The sequence below is a fragment of the Limnohabitans sp. Rim8 genome (assembly GCF_945901735.1).
In the GTDB taxonomy this organism is placed as follows: Bacteria; Pseudomonadota; Gammaproteobacteria; order Burkholderiales; family Burkholderiaceae_C; genus Limnohabitans_A.
The window spans coordinates 36,215-59,043 of record NZ_CAMDLM010000014.1; the positions used below are offsets into that span (position 1 = coordinate 36,215).

The following is a 22,829-nucleotide window of genomic DNA, read 5'->3' on the forward strand; positions in this document are numbered from 1 at the left end:
GCCTAACTTCTGGAAAGGCTCGCCAAGGCTTCTGGCAGGCCTAGAATGGTGTAAGTCATTTTTTTCGATTGGAGTCTCTCTTGAATAACCCTTGGTTTTCCAAAATTGCCGTCTGGATGGTGATTGCCATGGTGCTGTTCACTTTGTTCAAACAATTTGACAACCGTGGTGTCGCCGGCGCGAACGCCATCGGTTATTCTGATTTTTTGGAAGAGGTGCGCAGCAACCGGATCAAGAGCGCCACGATTTCCGAAAGCCCTGGCGGCACTGAAATCCTGGCTGTCACGGTCGATGACCGTCGCATCAAAACGACGGCCACTTATCTAGACCGCGGTCTGGTGGGTGATTTGATCAGCAGTGGCATCAAGTTCGACGTCAAACCACGCGAAGAGGGCTCCTTGTTAATGACCTTGCTGGTCAGTTGGGGCCCTATGCTGCTTTTGATCGGTGTTTGGGTCTACTTCATGCGCCAAATGCAAGGGGGTGGCAAAGGCGGCGCCTTCAGTTTTGGCAAGTCCAAGGCCCGCATGATGGACGAAAACAACAACAACACCACTTTTGCGGATGTGGCCGGTTGTGATGAAGCCAAAGAAGAAGTCAAAGAGGTGGTCGACTTCCTCAAAGATCCTCAACGTTTCCAGAAATTGGGTGGTCGAATTCCTCGCGGTTTGCTTTTGGTGGGGCCCCCTGGAACAGGTAAAACTCTGCTGGCCAAAAGCATTGCAGGTGAAGCCAAAGTACCTTTCTTCAGCATTTCTGGTTCTGATTTCGTCGAGATGTTTGTGGGTGTGGGCGCTTCCCGTGTTCGTGACATGTTTGAAAACGCCAAAAAGAACGCACCTTGCATCATTTTCATTGACGAAATCGATGCGGTCGGTCGTCAGCGTGGTGCAGGCCTGGGCGGTGGCAACGACGAGCGCGAGCAAACCCTCAATCAGATGCTGGTCGAGATGGATGGCTTTGAAACCAATCTGGGTGTGATCGTTGTGGCGGCCACCAACCGTCCGGACATTCTGGACGCTGCCTTGCTGCGCCCTGGTCGTTTTGACCGTCAGGTCTATGTGACCTTGCCCGACATCCGCGGTCGCGAGCAAATCCTGAACGTGCACATGCGCAAAGTGCCCATTGGCCAAGACGTGAACGCGGCTGTGATCGCCCGTGGTACGCCCGGCATGAGCGGTGCCGATCTGGCCAACCTGTGCAACGAAGCGGCCTTGATGGCGGCACGTCGCAACGCCCGTGTGGTGGAGATGGTCGACTTTGAAAAAGCCAAGGACAAGATCCTGATGGGCCCTGAGCGCAAGAGCATGGTCATGCCCGAGGAAGAGCGGCGCAACACGGCTTATCACGAAGCAGGTCACGCCCTCATCGGCAATCTGCTGCCCAAGTGTGATCCCGTGCACAAGGTCACCATCATTCCCCGCGGACGCGCCTTGGGTGTGACGATGAGCTTGCCCGAGAAGGACCGCTACAGCTTCGACAAAGAGTTCATGCTCAACCAGATCAGCATGCTGTTTGGTGGGCGCATTGCCGAAGAAGTCTTCATGCACCAGATGACCACAGGTGCCAGCAACGATTTCGAGCGTGCCACCTCCATTGCCCGTGACATGGTCATGCGTTACGGCATGACCGATGCCTTGGGGCCCATGGTTTATGCTGAAAACGAAGGCGAAGTGTTTCTCGGCCGCTCGGTCACCAAGACCACCAACATGAGCGAAGCCACCATGCAAAAGGTGGACTTGGAGGTGCGCCGCATCATCGACGAGCAGTACAGCTTGGCCCGTCGTTTGATTGAGGAACACAGCGCCCAGATGCACGCAATGGCCAAAGCCTTGCTCGAGTGGGAAACCATCGACAAGGACCAGATCGCCGACATCATGGCGGGCCGTGATCCTTTGCCGCCAAAGGACTGGACACCTCGCACGCCCCCCTCGGGTGGCAGCAGTGGTGGTGGTACGCCGGTCGTCCAACCTGAACCTGCTGCCACGGCGGCCTGAGCCAGCCAGGACAAGCCAGTAAGACAAGGGACGGGGCCTGCGGGCCCCGTTTTCCATGGCCATGCCCTTTTTTGTTTTGTTTGAAAGTTGCTTGTTGCATGCATTGGCAAACTACACGTTTTAATCTGGACCTCACTCGCCCTTGGGTCATGGGCATCGTCAATCTGACACCAGACTCTTTTTCTGATGGCGGGCAGCATGCGCAGGGCTCACAGGCCTTGCTGCATGCCGAGCGGTTGTTGCGCGAAGGTGCAGGCATTCTGGACGTGGGGGCGGAGTCGACCCGACCTGGTGCCCAAGCGGTGCCGCTGGAAGACGAGTTGGCGCGGTTGATGCCATTTTTGAGGGAGGCCGTGCGGTGGCAGGTTCCGATATCGGTGGACACTTACAAGCCCGAGGTGATGCAGGCGGTTCTGGATATAGGGGTGGACATCGTGAACGACATCTGGGCTTTGCGCCAGCCGGGTGCCGAGCGCGTTGTGGTGGCCCATCCATCGTGCGGGGTGTGTTTGATGCACATGCACCGTGACCCAAAGACCATGCAACTTCACACCATGACCGGCGACGTTGTGTCCGATGTCAAGCTGTTTTTGCAAGCGCGGATGAAAAGTCTCTTGGCGCAAGGTGTAGATGCAGCCCGTTTGGTGCTGGATCCCGGCATTGGATTTGGCAAAACGGTGACGCAAAACTTCGAATTGCTGGTCCACCAAGCAGAGTTGATGCTGGACGGACGTCCCATCATGTCGGCTTGGTCGCGAAAGTCGTCCTTGGGGGCCGTGCTGAACCAAGATGGCGTCATTCCCAAGCCCGCTGAGCGCTTGTCGGCCAGTGTGGCTGCGGCTTTACTGGCCGTAGAGCGGGGTGCTCGCTTGATTCGCGTGCACGATGTCAAGCCCACGGTGGACGCCTTGAAAGTCTGGCAAGCAGTCCAAACAGCCACAGCTCAAAAATGAGCGCTGGCACTCAGTGCGTGTCAGGGATTGGGCTTGCCTAGACCGATAAAATCAGACTACTCATTATAAAAAAAGGATCAATGCATGGCACGGCAATATTTCGGGACAGACGGCATTCGCGGCACAGTGGGGCAAAGCCCCATCACGCCCGACTTCATTTTGCGTCTGGCCCATGCGGTCGGCCGTGTGTTGAAGGCCCAGGAACCCCATCCTGTGGTTTTGATCGGCAAAGACACCCGCATTTCCGGGTACATGCTCGAAAGTGCTTTGGAGTCGGGCTTCAACTCGGCAGGGGTCGACGTGGTCTTGCTCGGGCCTGTGCCGACGCCCGCTGTGGCTTACCTGACCCGAGCGCAGCGCGCTTCTTTGGGGGTGGTGATCAGTGCCAGTCACAACCCGTTTGCCGACAATGGCATCAAATTCTTCAGCGCCAAAGGACAGAAACTTTCCGATGATTGGGAGAAGTCCGTGGAGGCCAGGCTGCTGGAGGACCCGGTTTGGGCGGACTCTGCCGATCTGGGCAAGACCCGGCGACTGGACGATGCAGCGGGCCGATACATCGAGTTTTGCAAGAACACATTCCCCAACGACTTGACGCTTAAAGGCCTGAAGATCGTGGTGGACGCCGCCCACGGAGCGGCCTACCAGATCGCGCCCAAAGTCTTCCACGAATTGGGCGCAGAGGTGATCGCCATGGGTTGTGCACCCGATGGCCTGAACATCAACAAGGGCGTGGGCGCAACCCACCCCGAGACACTGGTGCAGGCCGTCAAGGACCACCGGGCCGATTACGGCGTGGCCCTCGATGGCGACGCCGACCGCCTGCAGTTGGTGGATGCCTCAGGGCGCTTGTTCAATGGCGATGAATTGTTGTACCTGATGGTCGCCGACCGTTTGGCCCGGGACGAGGCTGTGCCCGGTGCCGTGGGCACCTTGATGACCAATCTGGCGGTAGAGATTGCCCTCCAAAAGCGAGGCGTGCAATTTGTGCGGGCCAACGTGGGAGACCGTTACGTGTTGGAGGTATTGCATGACAAAGGCTGGTTGCTCGGTGGTGAAGGCTCGGGCCACTTGCTGGCCCTGGACAAGCACACCACGGGTGATGGGCTGGTCAGTGCTTTGCAGGTGCTGCAAGCCTGTGTGGGCAGCGGCAAGACCATGGCGCAGCTGCTCGAAGGGATCAGCCTCTTTCCGCAAACCTTGATCAATGTGCGCCTGTCGCCCGGCTTTGATTGGCCAGGTCACGCCCCTTTGTGGGCGGCCAAACAAGCGGTTGAGACCGAGTTGGGCGATTCCGGGCGGGTTTTGATTCGTGCCAGCGGCACCGAACCCTTGGTCCGCGTCATGGTGGAGGCCAAGGACGCGGCGCAGGCGCGTCTATGCGCTGAACGGATTGCGGCCACCTTGGCATGACGATCCCTGAGTTGTCCAGTTCTCCAGTGGCTTGGGCGGGCCTGAAGGTGCACGCTCCACCCATGTGGTGGGGCATGTCCAAGGTCCTTGAGGGCGACTTTTTTAGTAGATCAGCCGGTCCGGCTTGATCTCTTGCAAGATCGTGGTGGCGATTTCTTCGATCGATTTGGTGGTTGTGGACAACCAGCGGATGCCTGATCGGCGCATCATCGCCTCGGCTTCCGAGACTTCCATGCGGCAGTTGTCTAGGCTGGCGTAACGCGAGTTGGGGCGGCGCTCCGTGCGGATTTCGGACAGACGCTCCGGCTGGATGCTCAGGCCAAAGATTTTCGAGCGATGTGGCATCAGCGCGGGCGGCAACTGTTTGCGCTCAAAGTCCTCCGGGATCAAGGGGTAGTTGGCCGCTTTCAAGCCGTGCTGCATGGCCAGATAAAGGCTGGTGGGGGTTTTGCCGCTGCGGCTGACGCCCACCAAAATGACATCCGCCGACTCCAGATCTCGATTCGATTGACCATCATCGTGCGCCAGCGAAAAATTGATGGCTTCAATCCGGTCGTGGTATTCCTTGCTTTTGCTCACGTCCGAAAAACGGCCCACTCGGTGGTGCGACTTGATACCGAGCTCGGCTTCCAATGGGTTGACAAATGTACCGAACATGTCGAGCAGCATGCCCTGGCAATGTTCTTGAAGGACTTTGAGGACATCCATGTTCACCAGGGTGGTGAACACAATGGGCTTGGTCCCTTCCGTGTCGGCGGTGTGGTTGATCTGCCGCACCGCTTGGTGTGCTTTGTCGATGGTGTCTGTGAATGGCAATCGTACATGGCGAGATTTCATGTCGAATTGGGCCAGGATCGCATTGCCAAAAGTTTCGGCGGTGATGCCTGTGCCGTCCGATACGAAAAATACAGTGCGTTTTGGCATGCTCGTCATTTTTTTCAATGGCCGGGGTCAACATGACCCCTAAAATCAGTCAATTATCCACCGCTGTCCACTCGGGGTTCTTTTCAAAGAACAACACAACCCTGACCTGCACCATGGAGCCAGATTTTAACTTTGGAGCTTTGCATGTCTGATCTTTTCAGTGAGACCGCTTTGGTCGTTCCCTTTGAGTTGTTGCGCATGACCGACGTCGAGTCGGTCGGGGGTAAAAACGCCAGCTTGGGGGAGATGATTTCTCAACTGCCTTCAGGTGTGCGCGTCCCCACGGGCTTTGCCACCACCGCCCACGCCTTTCGCCAGTTTTTGGCGTTGGGTGGCCTGACCGCGCGCATCAATGCCCGACTCGATGCCCTGGACACCGAGGACGTGCGCGCCTTGGCCGCAGCAGGTGCCGAAATTCGCGCCATGGTCGAGGCCCAGCCTTTTCCAGCGGATCTGGAACAAGCCATTCGCGCAGAATTTTTGAGCCTGCAAAGCAGTAACCCGGAGGCTTCGTTTGCGGTGCGTTCTTCGGCTACGGCCGAAGATTTGCCCGATGCCTCGTTTGCCGGTCAGCAAGAAACCTTTTTGAACGTGGTCGGTATCGACGATGTCCTGCATAAGATGAAAGAGGTGTTTGCCTCGCTCTACAACGACCGCGCCATAAGCTACCGCGTGCACAAAGGCTTTGCCCACGCCGGTGTGGCGTTGTCGGCGGGCGTGCAGCGCATGGTGCGCTCCGATTTGGGTGCGGCGGGCGTCATGTTCACCATCGACACCGAGTCGGGCTTCGAAGACGTGGTGTTCATCACCTCGAGCTACGGTTTGGGCGAGACGGTGGTGCAGGGTGCAGTGAACCCCGACGAGTTCTATGTCCACAAGCCGATGCTGGCAGCCGGCAAGCGCAGCGTGATCCGTCGCAACCTGGGCTCCAAGCTCATTGAGATGGTGTTCGCCAGCGCGCAAGAAAAAGCGGCTTCGGGCAAGTTGGTCAAAACCACCGACGTTCCTACCGAGTTGCGCAACCGGTATAGCCTGTCCGATGACGATGTCGAGCAATTGGCCCGCTATGCGGTGGTCATCGAGCAGCATTACGGTCGCCCCATGGACATCGAGTGGGGTAAAGACGGCGCCGATGGCTTGCTTTACATCTTGCAAGCCCGCCCTGAAACCGTGAAAAGTCTGGCCAAGGGCACGCCCGAGTTGCGTTACAAGCTCAAAGGCAAAAGCGCCATTCTGGCTGAGGGCAGGGCGATTGGCCAAAAGATTGGCACCGGCCCGGTACGCCTGGTTCACCACATCAGTGAGATGGACCAAGTTCAGCCGGGCGATGTGTTGGTGACCGACATGACCGATCCCAACTGGGAACCGGTGATGAAGCGCGCCAGCGCCATTGTGACCAACCGAGGCGGACGCACTTGCCACGCGGCCATCATTGCTCGAGAACTGGGCATTCCTGCGGTGGTCGGTTGTGGTAACGCCACCGAGCAATTGACCGAAGGCAGTCTGGTCACCGTCAGCTGCGCCGAGGGCGATACCGGGCACATTTACGATGGGCTGCTCGAAACCGAAATTAGCGAAATCCAGCGCGGCGTGCTGCCTGAGATTCAAACCAAAATCATGATGAATGTGGGCAACCCACAGCTGGCCTTTGACTTTGCGCAGCTGCCCAACGCCGGTGTCGGTCTGGCCCGTCTGGAGTTCATCATCAACAACAACATCGGCGTGCACCCCAAGGCCATACTGGACTATCCTGCCATCGACGCTGACCTGAAAAAAGCTGTTGAGTCGGTAGCCCGTGGCCACGCCTCTCCCCGTGCTTTTTACGTTGACAAGGTCGCCGAAGGCGTGGCCAGCATCGCCGCTGCCTTCTGGCCCAAGCCGGTCATCGTGCGACTGTCGGACTTCAAGAGCAACGAATACCGCAAGCTCATTGGCGGCAGCCGCTACGAGCCGGAAGAAGAAAACCCGATGCTGGGCTTCAGGGGCGCGGCGCGCTACATCAGCGCAGACTTCGGTGAGGCTTTTGCCATGGAGTGCGAAGCCCTCAAGCGGGTGCGAGGCGAGATGGGCCTGAACAATGTGCAAATCATGGTGCCCTTTGTGCGCACCTTGGGCCAGGCCGAAAAGGTCACCCAACTGCTGGCCAGCCAAGGTCTGCACCGCGGCGAAAACGAGCTCAAGTTGATCATGATGTGCGAGGTGCCAAGCAACGCCATCCTCGCTGAGCAGTTTCTTGAGTTTTTTGATGGTTTCTCGATTGGTTCGAACGACCTGACTCAGCTGACTTTGGGTTTGGACCGCGACTCAGGCATGCCGCTTTTGGCCGCTGATTTTGACGAGCGTGATCCTGCCGTGACGGCCTTGATTTCTCAAGCCATCAAGGCCTGCTTGTCCAAGGGCAAATACATTGGTATTTGCGGCCAGGGTCCATCGGACCATCCCGACTTTGCGCATTGGTTGATGGACCAAGGCATCAGCTCGATCTCGCTGAACCCGGACACGGTCATCGAAACCTGGACCAATCTGGGGCGCTGAGCCTGCGGCCTCTTTCAAAATCAGGACAAGGTGATGAGTCAAGCTGATAACGTTGCCATGTCTTCCGCTTACCGCTGGCGATTGCACCGCAATGTCCTGATTTATGTGGTTTTTCTTCTGAGTTTGATCGGGGTGATGGCCTGGGCTGAGCGCGCAGGCCTGTCACGCAACTTGATCGGCCCGATCTTCCTGTTCAGCACGGTCATGATTTATGCGCTGATCGGAATCGCGGGCAGAACCACCAACGAGGACGAATACTATGTGGCCGGTCGGCGCATCCCAGCCATGTACAACGGCATGGCCACGGCAGCAGACTGGATGAGCGCGGCTTCTTTCATCAGCCTGGCAGGGGCGCTGTACCTGCAAGGCTTTTCCGGCAGTGGCAACCAGCCCGGTGGCCTGGCCTATGTGATCGGCTGGACCGGCGGTTTTTGTCTGGTGGCCTTGTTGATTGCCCCGCAATTGCGTGCCATGCGCTTGTACACCTTGCCCGACTACTTCGACCAACGCTATGGCGGTCGCTGGCCACGTGTGATTGCTGCGCTGGCCTCTGTGCTGTGTTCATTCACCTATGTGGTTGCCCAGATCTATGGCATTGGCCTGATCGCTTCTCGACTGACCGGTGTGCAATTCGAAATCGGTATTTTGTTGGGCTTGGGCGGTGTTTTGCTGTGCTCTTTTCTGGGAGGGATGCGGGCCATCACCTGGACCCAAGTGGCGCAGTACATCATGTTGCTGTTGGCTTTTCTCATTCCTGTGTCCTGGTTGGCTTACAAACAACTGGGCAACCCTGTGGCACCTTGGGTCTATGGTGCGCAGCTGTCGGCCATTGCCAGCATCGAAAAGCGCCTGATGGACGACCCGGCCGAGCTGGAAGTGCGCCGCGAATACGCTCAGCGGGCAAAACTCTATGCTTCGCGCTTGCAAGATGTGGATGCGGCCATGGTCGATTTGCGACAGCAATTAGAGGAAAAAATCCGCTTGCTCAAGGCGCAGGGGGCCGACTTTGCCACCATTGCCCAAGTCCGCCGTGAGCTGCTGGCCGTGCCTCACGAACCCTCTGCTGCCCGCGAGTTGTGGACCCGCGCCTTGCACGACAACCTCGAACGGGCGCGGCCTTTGGGCGGCATGCCCCCGCACACACAGGCTTTCACAGGGGAGCCCGGAGGTGGGCTGGCCCAAGAGATATTGTTCAGCGAGTCGCGCCTGAATTTCTTGGCCCTTGTCTTTTGCCTGATGATTGGCACGGCAGGATTGCCGCACTTGTTGACCCGCTTCTATACCTTGCCTTCGGTGTCCGAAACGCGCAGCTCGGTGGCCTGGTCCTTGTTTTTCATCGGCCTGATTTACCTGAGCGTGCCCGCTTTGGCTGTGCTGGTGAAGTTCGAGGTGCTCAATACCTTGGTGGGCAGCAGCTTTGCCGACTTGCCTAGCTGGATGGCCCAGTGGGCCAGGTTGGACTCGGCCTTGCTGTCGTTTTCAGACGTTAACGGTGACGGAATTTTGCAGCTGGGTGAGCTCAAACTCGGGGCAGACATGATCATGTTGGCCACGCCCGAATTGGGTGGAATGCCGTTTGTGGTGTCTGGCTTGGTGGCCGCTGGCGGGCTGGCAGCCGCTTTGTCGACAGCCGATGGTTTGCTGTTGACGATCAGCAATGGTTTGGTGCGCGACATGCGGCCCAATGGCGTCAATGGCCCCAAGTCTTCCGAAGGGCGGGTGATCCTGTCTAAGTTTGCTTTGCTGGCTGTGGCCATGCTGGCTGCGGTGGTCGCGGCTTTCAAGCCCGCAGAAATCCTGGCCTTGGTGTCGGCCTCTTTTTCGCTGGCTGCATCTGCCTTTTTTCCAGGCATGGTGCTGGGGATGGCCTGGCAGCGGGTGCATCGTGCGGCGGTGGTTCTGGGGATGCTGTCGGGTTTGGGGGTGACGATTTTTTACATCTTGGTCAATGCCCCTGGTTTCCGCCATTTTTGGGGGTTGGACCCTTCTGGCTGCTTGTGGTGGGGCATTCAGCCCTTGTCCGCAGGCGTTTTCGGGGTCCCTGTTGGTTTTGTGGTCATGGTGCTGGCCACCTGGCTGATCCCGCAGCGCCTGATGGGACCCAACCTGCGTTCACAAACTCCCCAAGCCGACCCGCCTAACCACTATCCGGGACTGTGATCTTCAGGCTATAATGATGGGCTTAGCCTTGCTGCACCCCGACAGACGCTGGGGGCAGCTATTCCAACCATTTGGGTTAACCTCAAGGAGTTTCAATGCGTCATTACGAAATCATTTTGCTGATCCATCCCGATCAGTCAGAACAAGTGCCGGCCATGCTGGAGCGCTACAAGGGCATGATCACTGCTGGCGGTGGCAGCATTCACCGTGTCGAAGACTGGGGTCGCCGTCAACTGGCGTACCAAATAAACAAGCTGGGCAAAGCACACTACCTGTGCGTGAACATTGAAGCCGACCAAGCCGTGATGGTCGAACTCGAGCACGCTTTCAAGTTCAACGATGCCGTGCTGCGTCACCTGACGGTGCTGAAGAAGAAAGCCGACAACGGTCCTTCTTCCATGATGAAGACGGTCGAGCGCGAAGAAGCCCGCAAGTCACAACAAGCCGAATTCGCCGCTTGACACGTGCCTGTTGAGGAGTGAACCGTACCGAATTGAAAGCCTGTATTGCCGAGCAAGCCGCTTTGCGATACAACCCCGCTGGTTTGCCTGCTCTGGATTTGATTCTGGAACACGCCTCTGAAGTACAAGAGGCCGGGCAAATGCGCAAAGTTCAGTTGAAACTTCGTGCCTTGGCCATCGGGTCATTGGCCGAAAGACTGGCCAAGCAAGCGGTAGGCAGTGTCTTGACGGTTCAAGGCTTTTTGGCCACCCCTCGACAAGGCAAAAGTGTCGTGTTGCACATTCAACAGTTTCAGCAAGATTAATTTCAGGAGGCCCCATGGCCACGTTCAAAAAATTCAACAAAGACAAGCGCCCTAAGCGCAACACCCAGTCACTGCTGTTCAAGCGCAAGCGTTTTTGCCGCTTCACAGTCACTGGCGTCGAAGAGATCGACTACAAAGATGTGGACACCTTGCGTGACTTCATTGCCGAAAACGGCAAAATCATTCCTGCGCGCCTGACTGGCACCCGTGCCATTTTCCAGCGCCAGCTCAACACTGCCATCAAGCGCGCTCGCTTTTTGGCCATGTTGCCCTACACCGACCAGCACAAAGTCTAAGGAGTCCAACCATGCAAATCATTCTGCTCGAAAAGGTTGTAAACCTGGGTAATCTGGGTGATATCGTCAAAGTCAAAGACGGCTATGCGCGCAACTTTCTGATCCCCCAAGGTCGTGCACGCCGTGCGACCGAAGCCAACAAGGCCGAGTTCGAAGCTCGCCGCGTTGAATTGGAAAAAGCCGCTGCCGCTAAATTGGCCGAAGCCCAGGCCCAAGGAGAGAAATTGTCTGGCCTGGTGGTCAAGTTGTCGCAAAAAGCCGGTGTGGATGGCCGTTTGTTTGGTTCAGTGACCAACCATGACATCGCCGAAGAGCTGAACAAACAAGGCTACAAACTGGTCAAGTCACAGATCCGCATGCCCCACGGCCCCATCAAAGTGGTGAGCGAGTCTTCCGTGTCGGTGGCATTGCACACCGACGTGGTGGTGGACGTGACCGTGACGGTGTACGGCGAAACAGCCTGATTTTTGTGGCGCCCTGAAAAGCCGTCTGGCCTTGTGCTTGGCGGCTTTTTTATTTGGTTCCGCGATCTGACTTTTACAGAACAGCACACCGAATGCACAAAGCTTATCCACAGCTTTATCCCGAACTTGAAGCGTTTTTGCGAATACTATGGTCTTTTGAGGCCTGATACCGATGTCCGTCGTTTTTGCTCCTTCCTTGAACACCTTTCATTCCGACCTTGCTGGCGACAACCCGGTGGCCAAGCTGCGCGTGCCACCGCATTCGATTGAAGCCGAGTCCAGTGTTCTTGGCGGCTTGTTGCTGGACAACGGCGCCTGGGACCGTGTGGGGGATTTGCTGGTTGACAACGACTTTTACCGGCATGAACACAAGCTGATTTATGCGGCCATCGGGGCGCTGATCAACGCCTCTAAGCCGGCCGACGTGATCACTGTGAACGAGCAGTTGCAAAACCAGGGCAAGGCCGAGGAAATGGGGGGCTTGGGCTACTTGAACTCCTTGGCGCAGTATGTGCCCAGCGCCAGCAACATTCGCCGCTATGCCGAGATCGTGCGTGAGCGTTCGATCTTGCGCAAACTGGTGTCCGCCAGCGACGAAATCGCGACCAACGCCTTCAATCCCCAGGGAAAGGCGATTGACCGCATCCTGGACGAGGCCGAGCAAAAAATCTTCAACATTGGTGAGGAAGGCTCGCGCATGAAGCAGGGCTTCCAGTCAATGGACACACTGGTGGTGGAGTTGCTCGACCGCGTGAACGAGATGGCCAACAATCCCAACGACATCACCGGGGTTCCCACTGGTTTCTACGACCTGGACCGTATGACCTCGGGCTTGCAGCCTGGGGATATGGTGGTGTTGGCGGCTCGACCTTCCATGGGTAAAACCGCTTTTGCGATCAACATCGCCGAGCATGTGGCCTTGAACGAGGGCTTGCCAGTGGCGGTGTTTTCGATGGAAATGGGCGCATCGCAGTTGGCGGTGCGTGTGGTGGGTTCGATCGGTCGCATTGATCAAGGCCATTTGCGCACTGGCAAGCTCAGCGATGACGAGTGGCCACGCTTGACGGAGGCCATTGAAAAACTGCGCAACGTGTCCTTGCACATCGACGAAACGCCAGGCCTGACGTCGTCCGAATTGCGGGCCAATGCCCGGCGGCTGGCGCGCCAGTGCGGCAAGTTGGGACTGATTGTGGTGGACTATTTGCAGCTGATGAGTGGTTCGGGCGGCGCTGGCGGTGACAATCGCGCCACCGAACTGGGTGAGATTTCGCGGGGCCTGAAAATGCTGGCCAAAGAGTTGCAGTGTCCGGTGATTGCCTTGTCGCAGTTGAACCGCAGTGTCGAGCAGCGCACTGACAAACGCCCCATGATGAGCGACTTGCGCGAGTCCGGCGCCATCGAGCAGGATGCCGACATCATCATGTTCATTTACCGCGACGACTACTACAACAAGGATTCCAAAGATCCGGGCGTTGCGGAAATCATCATCGGTAAGCAGCGCAACGGCCCGACGGGCACGGTGCGGCTGACATTCCTGAAGAACCTGACGCGGTTTGAAAGTCTTGCGTCGGGTCTGAGCGACGATTACTGAGACCCGACTGCGTCGGCTCAGAGGGCTTCGCTGGCGAAGTCTGCCAGTCTGGAGCGCTCCCCGCGTGCCAAGGTGATGTGGCCACCGTGCGCCCAACCTTTGAAACGGTCTACTGCGTAGGTCAGGCCGGATGAGCCCTCGGTCAGGTAGGGCGTGTCAATTTGGGCGAGGTTGCCCATGCAGATGATCTTGGTGCCCGGGCCGGCGCGGGTGATCAAAGTTTTCATTTGCTTGGGCGTCAGGTTTTGCGCTTCGTCGATGATCACGTACTTGTTCATGAAGGTGCGACCGCGCATGAAATTCATGCTCTTGATCTTGATGCGGCTCTTGATCAGCTCGTTGGTCGCTGCGCGACCCCATTCACCGGCGTTGCCGCCCTCGCCCTTGGCCAAAAACTCCAAGTTGTCGTCCAATGCGCCCATCCAAGGGCCCATTTTCTCTTCTTCGGTGCCGGGCAAAAAGCCGATGTCTTCGCCCACGCTCACTGTCGCGCGGGTCATGATGATCTCGGTATAGCGGCGATCATCCAGCACCTGAGTGAGGCCTGCGGCCAGGGCCATCAGTGTTTTACCCGTGCCAGCGGTCCCCGCCAGCGTCACAAAGTCGATGTCCGGATCGGTCAACAGGTTCATCGCGAAGTTCTGTTCTCGGTTGCGTGTGGTGACGCCCCAAACCGCATTCTTTTGGTGGTTGAAGTCCTTCAGCGTGCGCAGCACCGCCGTCTTACCGCGAATTTCGGTGACGCGCGCAAACAGGCTGGGTTCTCCGGGTGCCTCAAAATACACGAACTGATTCATGAACAGGCTCGGCACGATGGGGCCGCTGATGCGGTAGAAGGTGTGGGTGCCTTGCTGCCAGCTTTCCACCGTTTTGCCATTTTTGAGCCAAAAGTCAGGTGGCAAAGCCATGGAGCCCGGGTACAACAGGTCGCCGTCTTCCAGGGTCTTGTCATTTTGGTAGTCTTCGGCCTGCAGCCCCAGCGCTCGGGCCTTGACGCGCATGTTGATGTCCTTGGACACCAGCACCACTTCGCGAGGCGCATGCAGCTGGCCCAGCGCCTTGACCACGCCCAGGATCTGGTTGTCGGCTTTGCCTTGCGGCAGTGCCAGGGGCAGGCTCAGGTCGAGCGCCTGGGTCTGGAAAAACAACTGCCCTGTGGCATCCGAGTGGCCCGTGACACTCAAGGCTGAGCCTTGGCTCAGGTCTTGCCCTTGTCCAGAGGCCAACGCGTCGAGGGAGCGGCTGGCTTGACGGGCATTGCGCGCCACTTCGGTCATGCCTTTTTTGTGGCCGTCGAGCTCTTCCAGCACGATCATGGGCAAAAAGACATCGTGTTCCTCAAAGCGGAACAGACTCATCGGGTCGTGCATCAGCACATTGGTGTCGAGAACAAAGAGTTTGCTCGGGCCGTTGCGACGTTTGGTTCGGGCTGTAGCGGATTTGTTCACCCGACTGGCTGGCGTGGCCAAAGCGGAACGGGGCTCAGCTTGCGGCATGCCTGCGGGCTCGATGTTTGACGTGGCCAGCGCACCCCCTGGGGTCTTGGGTGACAGTGGACTGGCGTCGATCTTGCGCGGCCGTGCAGAACGTTTGGCTGTGCTGGCCTGGGGGGTCTCGCTGGCCAAGCCCCGTTTCGTTTCGATTTGCACCATGACGGGTGCATCGGTTGGCGTCTCGCTGTTGTCAAAGGCTGTGTGGGTCAAGCGGCTGGCGCGGTGAGTGGGAGCGGGTGGCAATGGCATGAACGAAGGCCTTTAGAGGATTGAAAATTCGGACACCAGAAAACAAAAAGCCGCCAGGTAAACCGGGCGGCTTGAAGATAAAAATATGAGGGACTGCGTTTCAGCGTCATGAATTCATTATGCACGAGCCCTGTGACAACACAGGCTGGTGACATCAAACCACAGCATTGGCTTTTTTGAGGTCCTTGACGGCCTGCAACACTTCTTCGACATGGCCGGGGACCTTCAGGCCGCGCCACTCTTGCTTGAGGGTGCCGTCGGCCCCGATCAAGAAGGTGCTGCGCTCTATGCCTTTGACCTTTTTGCCGTACATGATCTTGTTTTTCACCACACCAAACATGTGGCACATCTTTTCTTCGGTGTCGGCAATCAACTCGAAGGGCAGCTCCAGCTTGGCTTTGAAATCGTCGTGCGATTTCATATTGTCTCGTGACACGCCAAGGACCAAGGCGCCGGCTTTCACGAAATCTTTGTATTTGTCGCGAAACTGCATGGCTTCAGTGGTGCAGCCAGGGGTGTTGTCTTTGGGATAGAAAAACAAAACAACGGTTTGACCCACGTGGGAGATGTTCGAAACTTTCAGACCGCTGGTGGCATTGGCTTCAAATTCGGGAAGGGGTTTGTTGAGAACGATCGCCATTGAACTTTATCTCGCTTGACTGGTTGAGCGGGTGCCACCATTGCTTGGTGTCAGTTTCGCTAAAGGCCTTGGGCCTCGACAGCCCTCTATTTTACCCGGAACAGCCATTGGCATTTGCGCGCCAAGAGCAGAGAAAAAAACAACGAAAGAAATCATGCTTTAGGACTCGATCAAAAGCAAGGCGACCACCTTGCGTCCTTCACTGGCCAGGATGTTGTAGGTGCGACATGCCGCAGCAGTGTCCATGGTTTCTACGCCGATGCCGCGCATGAACAGGTCCTGCAGCCATTGCGGCTTGGCAAAACGCAGCTTTTGTCCGCTGCCGAACAAAACCAGCTCGGCACCGCTTTGGGCCCAGGGGCTGAAGTCGCTCGCGCCAAGTGCTTCAAAGTGGCCCGTCGCCCAGGTCGCAGACGGTATATTGGGCAGGCTGGTCACGGCCACCGACTGTGCATGCCGCACGCCATTGACTTCGATCCAAGCCCTGTCGTAAGCGTTGATGGTGGGGGCATTGGATTTGTCGGGCTGGAGTTTCATGGGGTGGGAAAATTCAGGGGAGGCGCAATTAAAGGGCAAGCTGTGAAAACTGCGCTGGAGAGGCCAAAGAAATGTGGTCAAATTATAGGTTTTCCCTGATCCACACTGCCTTTGGAGGCTCTTTGAAGACCATTCAGAAATCTGCCAAGCTGGCCAACGTTTGTTATGACATTCGCGGCCCCATCATGGACCGAGCGCGTCAGATGGAAGAGGACGGCCACAAGATCATCAAATTGAACATCGGCAACCTGGCTGTTTTTGGTTTTGATGCGCCCGAAGAGATCCAGCAGGACATGATCCGCAACCTGCCCAATTCGGCGGGTTATTCGGACAGCAAAGGCATTTTTGCGGCTCGTAAGGCCGTGATGCACGAAACCCAGAAACAAGGCATTTTGGGTGTGACGCTGGACGATATTTATCTGGGCAATGGGGCCAGCGAGTTGATCGTGATGGCCACCAACGGATTGCTTGACGATGGCGACGAGTTGCTTTTGCCTTCGCCTGATTACCCGCTGTGGACGGCGGCGGCCAGTCTGTCGGGGGGCACGCCTGTGCATTACCGCTGCGAGGAAGCCAATGGCTGGATGCCCAATTTGGACGATATCCGTGCCAAGGTCACACCGCTCACCAAGGGCATTGTGGTCATCAACCCCAACAACCCCACGGGTGCCTTGTACACCGATGAGTTGCTCAAGGGCATCGTGGCGATTGCGCGTGAGCATGGTCTGGTGATCTTTGCCGATGAGGTGTACGACAAGGTTTTGTACGACGGCGTCAAGCACACCCCCTTGGGCAGTTTGTCGCAAGACGTGGTCACCTTGACCTTCAACTCCTTGTCCAAAAGCTACCGTTCGTGCGGTTACCGTGCGGGGTGGATGGTGATTTCGGGCGACAAGAAAAGAGCCCGCGATTACATCGAGGGCCTGAACATGCTCTCTAACATGCGTTTGTGCGCCAACGTTCCAGGCCAGTGGGCCATTCAAACAGCTTTGGGTGGACATCAAAGCATCAATGAATTGGTGGGCGAGGGGGGGCGCTTGCGCAAGCAGCGCGATGTGGCGTACCAGTTGATCACGGCGATCCCGGGGGTCAGTTGCGTCAAACCCCGTGCGGCTTTGTACATGTTTCCCAAACTCGATCCTCAGATCTACCCGGTACAAGACGACCAGGATTTCTTCTTGCAGCTTCTCGAGGAAACCAAGGTCATGCTGGTTCAGGGTACGGGCTTTAACTGGCCTGATGCCGACCATTTTCGAATCGTATTTTTGCCCCATGAAGACGATTTGCGCGAGGCCATTGGCCGCGTCGCTCGTTTTCTGGAGGGAGCACGCCAACGTTTTGGCACCGAAGCGGTGTTGTCCTGAATTCAATCCCTGCCCGAGCCTTTCGGGCGAATTGCAGTAAAGAAGAGATAAATGAAACCGATCAAAGTGGGCCTCTTGGGCGTGGGCACTGTAGGCAGCGGCACTTTCAATGTGCTCAGGCGCAACCAGGGAGAAATTCAGCGCCGTGCAGGCCGTGGCATTGAAATCACCATGGTGGCCGATTTGGACGTGGCGCGTGCCCAAGCCCTTGTGGGCGAGGGCGTTCAGGTGGTGGGCGATGCCCGCGCAGTGATTGCCAATCCCGAGATCGACATCGTCATTGAGTTGATTGGTGGTTACGGCATTGCCAAAGCGCTGGTGTTGGAGGCCATTGCCGCGGGCAAACATGTGGTCACCGCCAACAAGGCCTTGTTGGCCGTGCACGGCACCGAAATTTTTGCGGCTGCGCAGGCCAAAGGTGTGGTGGTGGGTTTTGAAGCCGCCGTGGCGGGTGGGATTCCGATCATCAAGGCGTTGCGTGAAGGCTTGACCGCCAACAGCATTCAGTGGGTGGCGGGCATCATCAACGGCACCACCAACTTCATTCTTTCCGAGATGCGCGACAAGGGACTGGACTTTGCCGATGTGCTCAAGGAGGCCCAGCGCCTGGGTTACGCCGAAGCCGACCCGACCTTTGACATTGAAGGCGTGGACGCTGCCCACAAAGTGACCTTGATGAGCGCAATCGCCTTTGGCATTCCGGTGCAGTTTGACAAGGCCTATGTCGAGGGCATCACGAAACTGGGCGCAGCCGACATCAAATATGCAGAGCAATTGGGCTACCGCATCAAACTGCTTGGCATCACCAAGCGCACCGCGCAAGGCATCGAGTTGCGCGTGCACCCCAGCCTGGTGCCGACCCAGCGCCTGATTGCCAACGTTGAAGGCGCCATGAACGCTGTGATGGTGCAAGGCGATGCCGTGGGCACCACCTTGTTTTACGGCAAGGGCGCAGGCTCCGAACCCACCGCCAGCGCGGTCATTGCCGACCTGGTGGACATCACCCGTTTGCATACGGCAGATCCCCTCAACCGCGTGCCGCATTTGGCTTTCCAGCCGGGCGCCATGAGCAACTTGGCTGTGTTGCCCATGTCTGAGGTGGTGACCAGTTATTACCTGCGTTTGCGCGTGGCCGATCAAGCCGGTGTGCTGGCCAAATTGACTGGTTTGCTGGCCCAGGCCGACATCAGCATCGACGCGGTGTTGCAGCGCGAGGCCGATCAGGTCAGCCAAGCGGGTGAAAACCAGACCGATGTGATCATCCTGACCCACGACACGCGTGAGGGCACTCTAAGCGAGGTGTTGGCCCAGATGCAAGCCTTGCCCACCGTGATGGCCCCGATCGTGCGCATTCGCAAGGAAGAGTTGAACTGATGCGTTACCTGTCGACACGCGGTCACGCCGACCGCCCAAAGTTTTGTGACATCTTGCTCGAGGGCTTGGCACCAGACGGCGGTCTTTACTTGCCTGAAAGCTATCCGCAACTCGACGCTGCGGCTCTGACGCGTTTGCGCCAAGTCTGGCAAAGCCAAGGTTATGCGGCTTTGGCCTTTGAGGTCTTGTCCCTCTACATTGACGACATTCCACCGAGCGACTTGCAGGACTTGTGCCGCAAGACCTACACGCCTGAAGTGTTTGGCACCCCAGAAATTGTGCCGCTCAAGCCCTTGCAGGCTGCAGAGCAAGCCCAGCCCAAGATGTATTTGGAGGCTTTGTCCAACGGTCCCACTTTGGCCTTCAAGGACATGGCCATGCAGTTGCTGGGCAACTTGTTTGAATACGAGTTGGCGCGGCGCGGCGAAACGCTGAACATTTTGGGTGCCACCTCGGGCGACACCGGCAGCGCGGCCGAATACGCCATGCGCGGCAAAAAAGGCGTGCGCGTGTTTATGACCAGCCCGAACGGCCGCATGAGCCCGTTCCAGCAAGCGCAGATGTTCAGTCTGCTCGACGAAAACATCCACAACATCGCCATCGAAGGTGTGTTTGACGACTGCCAGGACATCGTCAAGGCGGTCTCCAACGATCTGGAGTTCAAGCGGAAATACAAAATCGGGACTGTGAACTCCATTAACTGGGCGCGTTTGCTGGCCCAAGTGGTGTATTACTTTGCCGGGTACTTTCAGGCCACCTACAGCAACGACCAAAAAGTCAGCTTCACCGTGCCGAGCGGGAATTTTGGCAACGTGTGCGCAGGCCATGTGGCCCGCATGATGGGCTTGCCGATTGACCGCTTGGTGGTGGCCACCAACGAAAACGATGTGCTCGACGAGTTTTTCCGAACGGGTGTTTACCGCGTTCGCGGTACCGCCGATACACACGAGACCTCTAGCCCGTCAATGGATATTTCCAAAGCCAGTAATTTCGAACGTTTCGTGTTCGACTTGCTGGGCAGAGACAGTGCAAAAACCAAAGCCATTTTTGGAACAGGCCTGAGCCAGCAAGGGTTCTTTGATTTGTCGGGTGACGCGTGCTTTGCCCAGGCCGCCACGGTGTATGGCTTTGACAGTGGTCGCAGCATCCACAACGACCGCATCAAGACCATTCAGCAGGTGTTTGAGTGCTACGGCATGGTGATTGACACCCACACCGCCGACGGCGTGAAGGTGGCGCAAGAACACCTTCACAAGCAGGTGCCCATGATCGTGCTCGAAACGGCTTTGCCTATCAAGTTCGCAGCCACCATCGTGCAAGCCTTGGGCCGTCAGCCTGAACGTCCACCGCAGTTTGAAGGCATCGAAGCCTTGCCTAAACGCGTGCAGGTGATGAAAGCGGATGCGGATTTGGTCAAGGCCTACATCGTGCAACACTGCGACTGAAAGCACATGAGCACTGCCCCCCGCGCTCTGTTGATGCCCTTGGACGATGCGCTGCAAGCGCTGCTCGCGCGCATCAACCCCTTGACCGATTTGGAGTCGATTGCCACCCTCGATGCCGATGGCCGCGTGTTGGCCGAGGACCTGGTTTCGGCCTTGCAAGTGCCCGCCTTTGACAACTCGTCGATGGACGGCTACGCGGTGCGGCGCGCCGATTTGTTGCCGCCAGGCGTCTCGTTGCGCGTGGGCCAGCGCATCGCGGCCGGGCACACCGGTCAGCCGCTGGCCCCAGGCCAAGTTGCCCGCATTTTCACTGGCGCGCCTGTGCCCGAAGGCGCCGACGCCATCGTCATGCAAGAGCAAGCCGAGCCTGTTCCCGGAGAATCCGATGCCGTACGCTTTTCGGTGCTGCCCGAACCCGGGCAGTGGATTCGCCTCAGCGGCGAAGACATCCGCCAAGGCCAGACAGCTTTGCAGCGTGGTCAAAAACTGGGGCCTGCCGAACTGGGCCTGGCCGCGAGCCTGGGTCTGGCGCACCTGCCTGTTTTGCGCCGCCCTCGGGTGGCCTTGTTTTCGACGGGCGACGAGTTGGTGATGCCGGGCGATGTGGCCCCGCAGGACATGCCCCCAGGCAGTATTTACAACTCCAACCGCTTTTTCCTGCGCAGCTTGTTGCACCGCATGGGCTGTGAAGTCAGTGATCTGGGCATTGTGCCTGACCGGCGCGAGGCCACTGTGGCGGCTCTCAAAACCGCTGCCGACCACCACGATCTGATCCTGACCAGTGGCGGCGTGTCTGTGGGCGAAGAGGACCACGTCAAACCGGCTGTGCAGTCTTTGGGCGAGTTGAATCTGTGGCAAATCGCCATGAAGCCGGGCAAACCCTTTGCCTATGGCCAGGTGCGGCGTCAGACTGCCGAGGGCGTGGCCCACTTCGTGGGCTTGCCTGGCAACCCGGTGTCAAGTTTCATGACTTTTTTGCTCTTGGTCAGGCCTTTGCTGCGCCAATTACAAGGCATGCCACCCTCTGGCCCACCGACCCAGCGCTTGCCTGCGCACTTCGAGTGGCCCAAGGCCGACAGGCGCCGAGAATTCTTGCGGGTACGGCGTAATGCTCAGGGCGGCTTGGACCTGTTTCCCAACCAGAGTTCGGGGGTGTTGACCTCGGTGGTCTGGGCCGATGGGGTGGTGGACAACCCGGGTGGCCAGACGATTGAGCCCGGTCAACTGGTCGATTTTTGGCCCTTTTCGGAGTGTTTGGCATGAAAGTGCAAGTTCGCTATTTCGCCTCGCTGCGCGAAACCATTGGCTTGTCTCACGAAACCGTGGAGACCCAGGCCATCGATTTGGCCGCTTTGCGCACCGAGCTGATGGCCCGGGGCGAGCACTACCGCGTCTGCTTGATGCCCGAGCGTCCGGTGCGCATGGCCCTGAACCAAATCATGGTTCAAGACAACGCCAGCCTGACGGAAGGCTGCGAGGTCGGCTTTTTCCCGCCTGTCACCGGAGGTTGATGCCATGTCGCCCCAAGTCAGCATTCAGACCAAGGACTTTGACGTCACGCAGGAGTTGACCGCACTCAGGGGGCAGGACTTGCGCGTGGGTGCCGTGTGCAGCTTTGTAGGTACCGTGCGCGACACCCGTGCCTTGACGGGTCAAGCGCACGACGAAGTCCAGGCCATGGAGCTTGAGCACTACCCGGGCATGACTGAAAAATCGATCGAAGCCATGATCGACGAAGCGCACCAGCGGTTTGATTTTTACGCGGCGCGTGTGGTGCACCGCGTTGGGCGCTTGCTGCCGGCTGACCAGATTGTGTTGGTAGCGGTCACCTCGGCGCACCGGGGCGAGAGCTTCAAGGCCTGCGAATTTTTGATGGATTATCTGAAAACCCAGGCCCCGTTCTGGAAAAAAGAGCAAACCCCTGAAGGCGCTCACTGGGTGGACGCCCGCGTGTCAGACGATGCGGCGTTGGCCCGTTGGGGCATCCAGGCCCACAACCCCTGAACCAGGTCGTGCCGGAACTATGGGCTTCAGTGTGGGTAGCGAGGCGGCTCTTGGGGCAGCGTAGGCCCCGCCTCGGTCGCTTGGATGGGGCTGCTCACAGCCAACCATTCGGCTTTTTCGCTGGCTTGCCGTATCAGGTGCGCCATGCCATGAACCAGGCTGACTTGCAGGTGCAGCTGGCAGGATCGGGCTTGTGCCGGGTCGGACTTGTCTTCAAAAGAAATTTCCAAAGCCCCGCCGGGTTGGATACTCAAATGGGCATCGGTGATGAGCAGGGGTTCAGCCCCCAGCGGCCAATGGGTGGCGCGGTTTTCGAAAGGGGTGGCAAAGTCAGCTTTTTTCAGAAATGCATCGCGTTTGAGCTCGCTCAGCAGTTGTTGTGATGGGGCATCGGTGACCGCCACGCCGGGTTGCGCGGCCTCCAGGCGCTCGGCCGATTGCTCGATGGCGGGCATCAAACGCAGTGACATGCGCCGTGTCAGCCAAAAACGGAATTCCTTCAGATCTTGGGTGTTCAAACGCAGCAATAAGCGGTCTTGCCGCTCATCGTGGTTCACGGACAGTTGGTGAATGTTCATGCTTTGATTTTAGGCAATAGTGCGAGCTTTACATTCCCTTGAAAAT

21 protein-coding genes are annotated in these 22,829 nt (G+C 57.8%); 16 read left to right on the forward strand and 5 right to left on the reverse strand.

Annotated features, from left to right (window positions below; all coding sequences use genetic code 11):
* The first annotated feature begins 80 nt into the window (after nucleotides 1-80).
* The 3 genes from ftsH to glmM all read left to right on the forward strand — a co-directional run bounded on the left by ftsH (nucleotide 81) and on the right by glmM (nucleotide 4,363).
* Entirely contained in the window at nucleotides 81-1,997 is a 1,917-nt protein-coding gene (gene ftsH, locus Q0O99_RS08820; RefSeq protein ID WP_293750542.1) for an ATP-dependent zinc metalloprotease FtsH, read from the forward strand.
* Between the two features lie 98 nt (nucleotides 1,998-2,095).
* Nucleotides 2,096-2,950: a dihydropteroate synthase gene (gene folP, locus Q0O99_RS08825; protein WP_293750544.1), complete on the forward strand. Its 855-nt coding sequence runs from the start codon at nucleotides 2,096-2,098 to the stop codon at nucleotides 2,948-2,950.
* An 84-nt stretch (nucleotides 2,951-3,034) separates the two neighbouring features.
* Nucleotides 3,035-4,363, forward strand: coding sequence for a phosphoglucosamine mutase (glmM, locus tag Q0O99_RS08830; protein WP_293750546.1), 1,329 nt, complete (start codon nucleotides 3,035-3,037; stop codon nucleotides 4,361-4,363).
* Between the two features lie 102 nt (nucleotides 4,364-4,465).
* On the opposite strand, the gene Q0O99_RS08835 is transcribed toward glmM, so the two are convergent.
* Nucleotides 4,466-5,287, reverse strand: a complete 822-nt coding sequence (locus Q0O99_RS08835; protein WP_293750548.1) for a pyruvate, water dikinase regulatory protein — start codon at nucleotides 5,285-5,287, stop codon at nucleotides 4,466-4,468.
* Nucleotides 5,288-5,431: 144 nt separating this feature from the next.
* On the opposite strand from Q0O99_RS08835, the gene ppsA reads away from it, so the two are divergent.
* From ppsA to dnaB, 7 genes are all read left to right on the forward strand, one after another.
* A complete protein-coding gene (gene ppsA, locus Q0O99_RS08840) occupies nucleotides 5,432-7,822 on the forward strand; it encodes a phosphoenolpyruvate synthase (RefSeq protein WP_293750550.1) in 2,391 nt (796 codons plus the stop codon).
* Between the two features lie 57 nt (nucleotides 7,823-7,879).
* Nucleotides 7,880-9,982 (forward strand): VC_2705 family sodium/solute symporter, encoded by a 2,103-nt coding sequence (locus Q0O99_RS08845; protein WP_293750552.1) that lies wholly within the window; start codon nucleotides 7,880-7,882, stop codon nucleotides 9,980-9,982.
* 95 nt (nucleotides 9,983-10,077) lie between these two features.
* Complete coding sequence (gene rpsF, locus Q0O99_RS08850; protein WP_293750554.1) at nucleotides 10,078-10,443, forward strand: 30S ribosomal protein S6; 366 nt, start codon at nucleotides 10,078-10,080, stop codon at nucleotides 10,441-10,443.
* Nucleotides 10,444-10,460: 17 nt separating this feature from the next.
* Nucleotides 10,461-10,748 carry a primosomal replication protein N gene (gene priB / locus Q0O99_RS08855; protein WP_293750556.1) on the forward strand — a complete coding sequence of 96 codons (288 nt, stop codon included), beginning with the start codon at nucleotides 10,461-10,463 and terminating at the stop codon, nucleotides 10,746-10,748.
* Nucleotides 10,749-10,762: 14 nt separating this feature from the next.
* Complete coding sequence (gene rpsR, locus Q0O99_RS08860) at nucleotides 10,763-11,044, forward strand: 30S ribosomal protein S18 (RefSeq protein WP_019427495.1); 282 nt, start codon at nucleotides 10,763-10,765, stop codon at nucleotides 11,042-11,044.
* An 11-nt stretch (nucleotides 11,045-11,055) separates the two neighbouring features.
* On the forward strand, nucleotides 11,056-11,508 hold the full coding sequence (gene rplI / locus Q0O99_RS08865) for a 50S ribosomal protein L9 (RefSeq protein WP_293750563.1): 453 nt from the start codon (nucleotides 11,056-11,058) through the stop codon (nucleotides 11,506-11,508).
* Nucleotides 11,509-11,680: 172 nt separating this feature from the next.
* Entirely contained in the window at nucleotides 11,681-13,099 is a 1,419-nt protein-coding gene (dnaB, locus tag Q0O99_RS08870) for a replicative DNA helicase (protein WP_293750565.1), read from the forward strand.
* 17 nt (nucleotides 13,100-13,116) lie between these two features.
* On the opposite strand, the gene Q0O99_RS08875 is transcribed toward dnaB, so the two are convergent.
* From Q0O99_RS08875 to Q0O99_RS08885, 3 genes are all read right to left on the reverse strand, one after another.
* On the reverse strand, nucleotides 13,117-14,841 hold the full coding sequence (locus Q0O99_RS08875) for a PhoH family protein (RefSeq protein WP_293750567.1): 1,725 nt from the start codon (nucleotides 14,839-14,841) through the stop codon (nucleotides 13,117-13,119).
* Nucleotides 14,842-14,995: 154 nt separating this feature from the next.
* On the reverse strand, nucleotides 14,996-15,481 hold the full coding sequence (locus Q0O99_RS08880) for a peroxiredoxin (protein ID WP_293750569.1): 486 nt from the start codon (nucleotides 15,479-15,481) through the stop codon (nucleotides 14,996-14,998).
* 159 nt (nucleotides 15,482-15,640) lie between these two features.
* Nucleotides 15,641-16,018 carry an Mth938-like domain-containing protein gene (locus Q0O99_RS08885; protein ID WP_293750570.1) on the reverse strand — a complete coding sequence of 126 codons (378 nt, stop codon included), beginning with the start codon at nucleotides 16,016-16,018 and terminating at the stop codon, nucleotides 15,641-15,643.
* Nucleotides 16,019-16,140: 122 nt separating this feature from the next.
* Between Q0O99_RS08885 and Q0O99_RS08890 the strand changes: the two genes are divergently transcribed.
* Genes Q0O99_RS08890 through Q0O99_RS08915 form a run of 6 tightly spaced genes read left to right on the forward strand, consistent with a single transcriptional unit; the run spans nucleotide 16,141 to nucleotide 22,205 of the window.
* On the forward strand, nucleotides 16,141-17,382 hold the full coding sequence (locus Q0O99_RS08890) for a pyridoxal phosphate-dependent aminotransferase (protein ID WP_293750571.1): 1,242 nt from the start codon (nucleotides 16,141-16,143) through the stop codon (nucleotides 17,380-17,382).
* 51 nt (nucleotides 17,383-17,433) lie between these two features.
* A complete protein-coding gene (locus Q0O99_RS08895) occupies nucleotides 17,434-18,756 on the forward strand; it encodes a homoserine dehydrogenase (protein ID WP_293750573.1) in 1,323 nt (440 codons plus the stop codon).
* Nucleotides 18,756-20,201 (forward strand): threonine synthase, encoded by a 1,446-nt coding sequence (thrC, locus tag Q0O99_RS08900; protein ID WP_293750575.1) that lies wholly within the window; start codon nucleotides 18,756-18,758, stop codon nucleotides 20,199-20,201. The genes Q0O99_RS08895 and thrC overlap by 1 nt, the downstream gene beginning before the upstream one ends.
* A 6-nt stretch (nucleotides 20,202-20,207) precedes the next feature.
* Nucleotides 20,208-21,464, forward strand: coding sequence for a gephyrin-like molybdotransferase Glp (gene glp / locus Q0O99_RS08905; RefSeq protein WP_293750577.1), 1,257 nt, complete (start codon nucleotides 20,208-20,210; stop codon nucleotides 21,462-21,464).
* The gene (locus tag Q0O99_RS08910) at nucleotides 21,461-21,712 is read left to right on the forward strand and encodes a MoaD/ThiS family protein (RefSeq protein ID WP_293750579.1); all 252 of its coding nucleotides are present in this window, start codon (nucleotides 21,461-21,463) and stop codon (nucleotides 21,710-21,712) included. The genes glp and Q0O99_RS08910 overlap by 4 nt, the downstream gene beginning before the upstream one ends.
* A gap of 4 nt (nucleotides 21,713-21,716) precedes the next feature.
* Nucleotides 21,717-22,205, forward strand: a complete 489-nt coding sequence (locus tag Q0O99_RS08915; protein WP_293750581.1) for a molybdenum cofactor biosynthesis protein MoaE — start codon at nucleotides 21,717-21,719, stop codon at nucleotides 22,203-22,205.
* 26 nt (nucleotides 22,206-22,231) lie between these two features.
* Here Q0O99_RS08915 and Q0O99_RS08920 read toward each other — a convergent pair whose 3' ends face one another.
* A complete protein-coding gene (locus Q0O99_RS08920) occupies nucleotides 22,232-22,783 on the reverse strand; it encodes a hypothetical protein (protein ID WP_293750583.1) in 552 nt (183 codons plus the stop codon).
* Nucleotides 22,784-22,829: the final 46 nt, after the last annotated feature.